This is a genomic window from Streptomyces milbemycinicus, assembly GCF_002154605.1.
Taxonomy (GTDB): Bacteria; Actinomycetota; Actinomycetes; order Streptomycetales; family Streptomycetaceae; genus Streptomyces; species Streptomyces milbemycinicus.
Window position 1 is genome coordinate 1 of sequence record NZ_MUNE01000423.1, and the last position, 4521, is coordinate 4521.

Below are 4521 nucleotides of genomic sequence, written 5' to 3' on the forward strand. Positions count from 1 at the left end.
TTCTCGGCGACCTGTTCCTGCGGGGTCATATGGGTCACTCCGGACAGCGGCAGCACCTCGTGCGGGCGCCCGGCCGCGAGGAGGGCCGAGGAGAGCCGCAGGGTGTGCGCGGCGACCACGTTGTCGTCCGCCAGGCCATGGATGATCATCATCGGGCGGTGCGGCTCCGCCGCGCCGTACAGCCCCTCGTCGGTGATCAGCGAATTGGCGGCGTACACCTCCGGCTGCTCGTCGGGGTGGCCGAGATACCGCTCGGTGTAGTGGGTGTCGTACAGCCGCTGATCGGTCACCGGCGCGCCCACGATGCCCGCGTGGAAGACATCGGGGCGGCGCAGCACCGCGAGCCCCGCCAGNNCAACGCGTCGACCTGGTCCTGCAGGCTCACGGCCGCCAGGTCGTCGCGGATGGCCTTCTCCCAGGCGGGGGAGCGGCCGGGCGTGCCGCGGCCGTCGGCGACGATCACCGCGAAGCCCTGGTCGGCGAACCACTGCGAGGTCAGATGGGCGTTGTGGGAGGCCAGCACGCGCTGGCCGTGCGGGCCGCCGTAGGGGTCCATGAGAACGGGCAGCGGCCCGTCGTCCGCGGTGTGGCCGGCCGGCAGCAGCACGGTGCAGGGGATATGGCGCTCGCCCGCGTGGACCAGCCGCGGGCGGGCGGTGATGACGGGCCGCTCGGCGTACGAGGCGATCTCGGCGAGGCGGTCGGCCGAGCCGTCGCCGGTGAGCCCGAACACCTCCACCGCCGCGCCGGGCCGGTCCGGCTCGGCGCACGCCAGGACGATCACCTCGCCACCGCGCACCGCGGACCGCACGGCGGGGCCGGACCGCTTGTCGACCGCCTCCCAGCCGCCCTGGTCGCCGCTGCCGCGGTACCACGCGCGGAAGACCCCGATCTCGCCCGGCTGTTCGGGCAGTTCGGCGTCCGCGCCCGGCGAGGCGGAGAAGAGCACATCCTCCTCACCGATGTCGAGGACCGCCCGGACGTGCAGCGCGCCCGAGGTCAGCTTGCGGTCGCCGACCATCAGCACCCGGGCGCCGCCCTCGTCCGCGATGCGCACGAGCCGCCCGTCCGGCGTCCACCCCGGTACACCAGGGAAAAGATCAAGCCAGACCGCGTCCTCGTCCACATGGACGGTACGGGTGCGCCCGGTGGCGGTGTCCACGGCCAGGTAGACCTGGCTGCGCTGGTCGCGGGCCTGGACCAGCAGCAGCGGCGGACCGTACGCGGACCAGTGCACCCGCGCGAGATACGGATAGCGCCGCCGGTCCCATTCGATCTCGGTGCGGGAGCCGTCCAGGCCCAGCAGCACCAGCCGCACCTCGGCGTTGTCGGTGCCCGCGGCCGGGTACGCGACCTCGGCGGGCTCCCGGTCGGGGTGCGCGGGGTCGGCGATCCACCAGCGCCGTACGGGCGCGTCGTCGACCCGGGCGACCAGCAGCGCATCGCTCTCCGGCGACCACCAGAAGCCGCGTGAGCGGTCCATCTCCTCGGCCGCGATGAACTCCGCGAGCCCATAGGTGACGGTCTCGCCCTCCGGTTCGGCCAGCGCCCGGTCGCCGCCTCCCTCGCCCCCATGGAGTTCCGTTACGCGCAGCGCGCCCTGCGCCACATAGGCGATGCGGCGTCCGTCCGGAGACGGGCGCGGGTCGATCACCGGCCCGGGCACGCGGAGTTCACGGGTTACGCCGGCGCGCAACTCGGAGGCGAACAGCCGGCCCGAGAGTGCGAAAGCAGCCAATTCGACAGTCAAGTCGGTGGCGTAGCCGATGACGCCCCCGGAGCCCTCCCTGCTGCGCTCGCGGCGCGCCCGCTCCTCTGCGGACAACTCCTCGTCGGCGCCGCCGAGCAGGGCGGCCGGGTCGGCGGCCGGGTACTCCCGCCGCTCGGTCAGGTCGTGCACCCACAGGAGATTGGCGCGGTCGGTGCCGGAGCGCGAACGCAGGAACACCACCCGCGAGTCGTCGGGCGCCACGACGAAGGCGCGCGGCGCCCCGAGGGTGAAGCGCTGGGTGCGGGCGTGCTGCCGAGGGAACGAGAGCTGTCCGGTCATAGGCCGAGCGTACGGCTCCGGTCCCGTTGCCGCGGGCATGTTCCGCCCGCGGCGGCCGCACAGATCAACTCGTCGAATGTGGCGAGAATCAGGCCAGATGACGAGGCCAATGGTGCGAACAGGCATGCGCCCCTGTCATGCTCCCGTGCACCGAGTCGTGCGCGCGGGCCCATAGTTATGATCGATTGCGCATAGTGGGTAGGCCCCCTGTGGCATGAATATGTTGTCCGTTCGAGCGCGTGTACCTGGAGGTGAGCCGCTGTGGCGCTCTCGATTTCGTTGGTCGTGCTGCTGCTGATCATCGTCTTCATGCTCGTTCAGAAGGCTGGGCTGAAGTCGGGGCACGCGGTCCTCTGTGTGCTGCTCGGCTTCTACCTCGCCAGTTCCTCGATCGCCCCGACGATCGACGACCTCACGACGAACGTGGCGAACATGATCGGGGACGTGGACCTCTGATCCATGGCTGACCCGCGGCTCCGGCCGCGGGGCTCGTAGGCTGTGCTCATGACCCCGGTCCTTCCCGCCCGTCGCCTGCTCCTGGTACATGCACATCCGGACGACGAGTCGATCAACAACGGCGCGACCATGGCCAAGTACGCCGCCGAGGGTGCGCAGGTCACGCTGGTGACCTGCACGCTCGGCGAGGAGGGCGAGATCATCCCGCCCGCCCTGGCGCACTTGGCCGCCGACCGCGACGATGCGCTCGGCCCGCACCGGATCGGCGAACTCGCCGTGGCGATGAAGGCGTTGGGGGTCAGCGATCACCGCTTCCTGGGCGGTCCCGGCCGGTACCGCGACTCCGGGATGATGGGCGCCCCGCAGAACGACCGCCCGGAGTGCTTCTGGCGGGCGGAGGTGGACGACGCCGCCGCCCACCTGGCCGAGGTGGTCCGCGAGGTGCGCCCGCAGGTCCTGGTCACCTACGACCCGCACGGGGGCTACGGCCACCCCGACCACATCCAGGCGCACCGCGTCGCCATGCGCGCGGCAGAGCTCGCCGCGGAGCCGGCCTACCGCCGGGACCTGGGCGACCCGCACCAGATCGCCAAGATCTACTGGAACTGCGTCCCGCGCTCGGAGCTCGAGGAGGGCTTCGCCCGGCTGCGCGCCCAGGGCGACGGGGCCCCGTTCCCGCGGATCGCCTCGGCCGGCGACGTGCCGGGCGTGGTCGACGACGCGCGGGTGACGGCGACGGTGGACGGCGCCGGGTACGCCGAGGCGAAGGCGGAGGCCATGCGCGCCCACGCCACCCAGATCGCGGTCGACGGGCCCTTCTTCGCGCTCTCGAACGATCTGGGGCAGCCGCTGTCCGCCATGGAGCACTACCTGCTCGTCAGAGGGCAGGCGGTCGCCGCTTCCGGCTCGGACCGGGGCCGTGAGGACGATCTGTTCGCGGGGGTGTCGGTGTGACGGCCGCGCGCTTGGGGACGTATGTGCTGCTCGGCGTGGTGGGGGTGCTGGTCGCCGCCGCGGGCGCGCTGGTCCAAGCCGCCTGGTTCCCCGGTGGGTTGCTGCTCGCGCTGCTCGCGATCGGCGCGCTGTGCTACGGCGGGGTCAAGGCGACCGACACCCGGGCGGGCGGGGTGGTGCCTGCCGGGGCGTGGGTGATCTCCGTGTTGTTTCTCACCGTGAGCCGTCCCGAGGGGGACTTTCTTTTCGGCGCCGGAGCGGGCTCCTATGCTTTTCTTCTGGGCGGAATGTTCGCCGGTGTGATGTGCGCCACGATGCCGAAGGTGTCGCAACCGGGCAGCGGCCCGGCCCGACTTGGTAAGTGACGTCACGTTTTCGCCTGGGCGTCCGCCAAGGCGACAGACCGTGCCCACCGGTGTGCGGGATGTGTCTTTACCGCGGTCGTCAAGTGCCTGCCCGCGGGGCCCAGTAAGGTGGTGCCGCCGCCGAGCCGCCCGCGCGAGTCTGACGGGCGGCGGAGCTAACTGGGAGAACCTGCTTTGAGCCGTGAATCTGACAGTTCGTCCTCCGGGACCCGCAAGGGCAGTGGCGCCGCCGCCTACCCGCCTGGCACCCCGCCGTACGGATCCCGCCAGTACCCCTCGCCGAATCCGACACAGGAAGCCCAGGGCTCCGGTGACGGCGAGGCGCGTGCCGCGGCCAAGCCGGAGGAACCCAAGACCGAGACCACGCTGACGACCCGGATCCGGATCAACATCCCCGGGTCCCGGCCCATCCCGCCGGTGGTCATGCGCACCCCGGTCGGCGAGGAGGGCGTGCCGAACCAGCGCTCCGCCGACGACCCCGAGGGCGCCGACGGCCCGGCCGGGCCCGACGCCGCCCCGGTGGGCGCGGGCGCGGCCGGAGCGGCGCGGGGGGAGCACGGGGAGCCCTCGGCGAACAAGGCCGAGAAGAAGAAGGAGGACCGGACCAGCGACTGGTTCGCGCCTCGTAAGGGCAAGGGCAACTCGACGACGGGGAGCACGCCGCTGCCCCCGGTGCCGCCGGGCGCCACGCCCTCC

General features: G+C 72.4%; 3 protein-coding genes and 2 pseudogenes. 4 read left to right on the forward strand and 1 reads right to left on the reverse strand.

Features of this window, described 5'->3' with window-relative positions; translation table 11 throughout:
• Positions 1–2050 (reverse strand): annotated as a pseudogene (locus CCN51_RS31585) (S9 family peptidase); the annotation flags it as partial.
• Between the two features lie 261 nt (positions 2051–2311).
• On the opposite strand from CCN51_RS31585, the gene CCN51_RS31590 reads away from it, so the two are divergent.
• From CCN51_RS31590 to CCN51_RS58085, 4 genes and pseudogenes are all read left to right on the forward strand, one after another.
• On the forward strand, positions 2312–2506 hold the full coding sequence (locus CCN51_RS31590; RefSeq protein ID WP_014176694.1) for a hypothetical protein: 195 nt from the start codon (positions 2312–2314) through the stop codon (positions 2504–2506).
• A 48-nt stretch (positions 2507–2554) separates the two neighbouring features.
• Entirely contained in the window at positions 2555–3460 is a 906-nt protein-coding gene (gene mshB / locus CCN51_RS31595) for an N-acetyl-1-D-myo-inositol-2-amino-2-deoxy-alpha-D-glucopyranoside deacetylase (RefSeq protein WP_014176693.1), read from the forward strand.
• Positions 3457–3825 (forward strand): DUF6113 family protein, encoded by a 369-nt coding sequence (locus tag CCN51_RS31600; protein WP_014176692.1) that lies wholly within the window; start codon positions 3457–3459, stop codon positions 3823–3825. Before mshB ends, CCN51_RS31600 begins: the two co-directional genes overlap by 4 nt.
• A 174-nt stretch (positions 3826–3999) precedes the next feature.
• A pseudogene (locus CCN51_RS58085) lies at positions 4000–4521 on the forward strand (hypothetical protein); the annotation flags it as partial.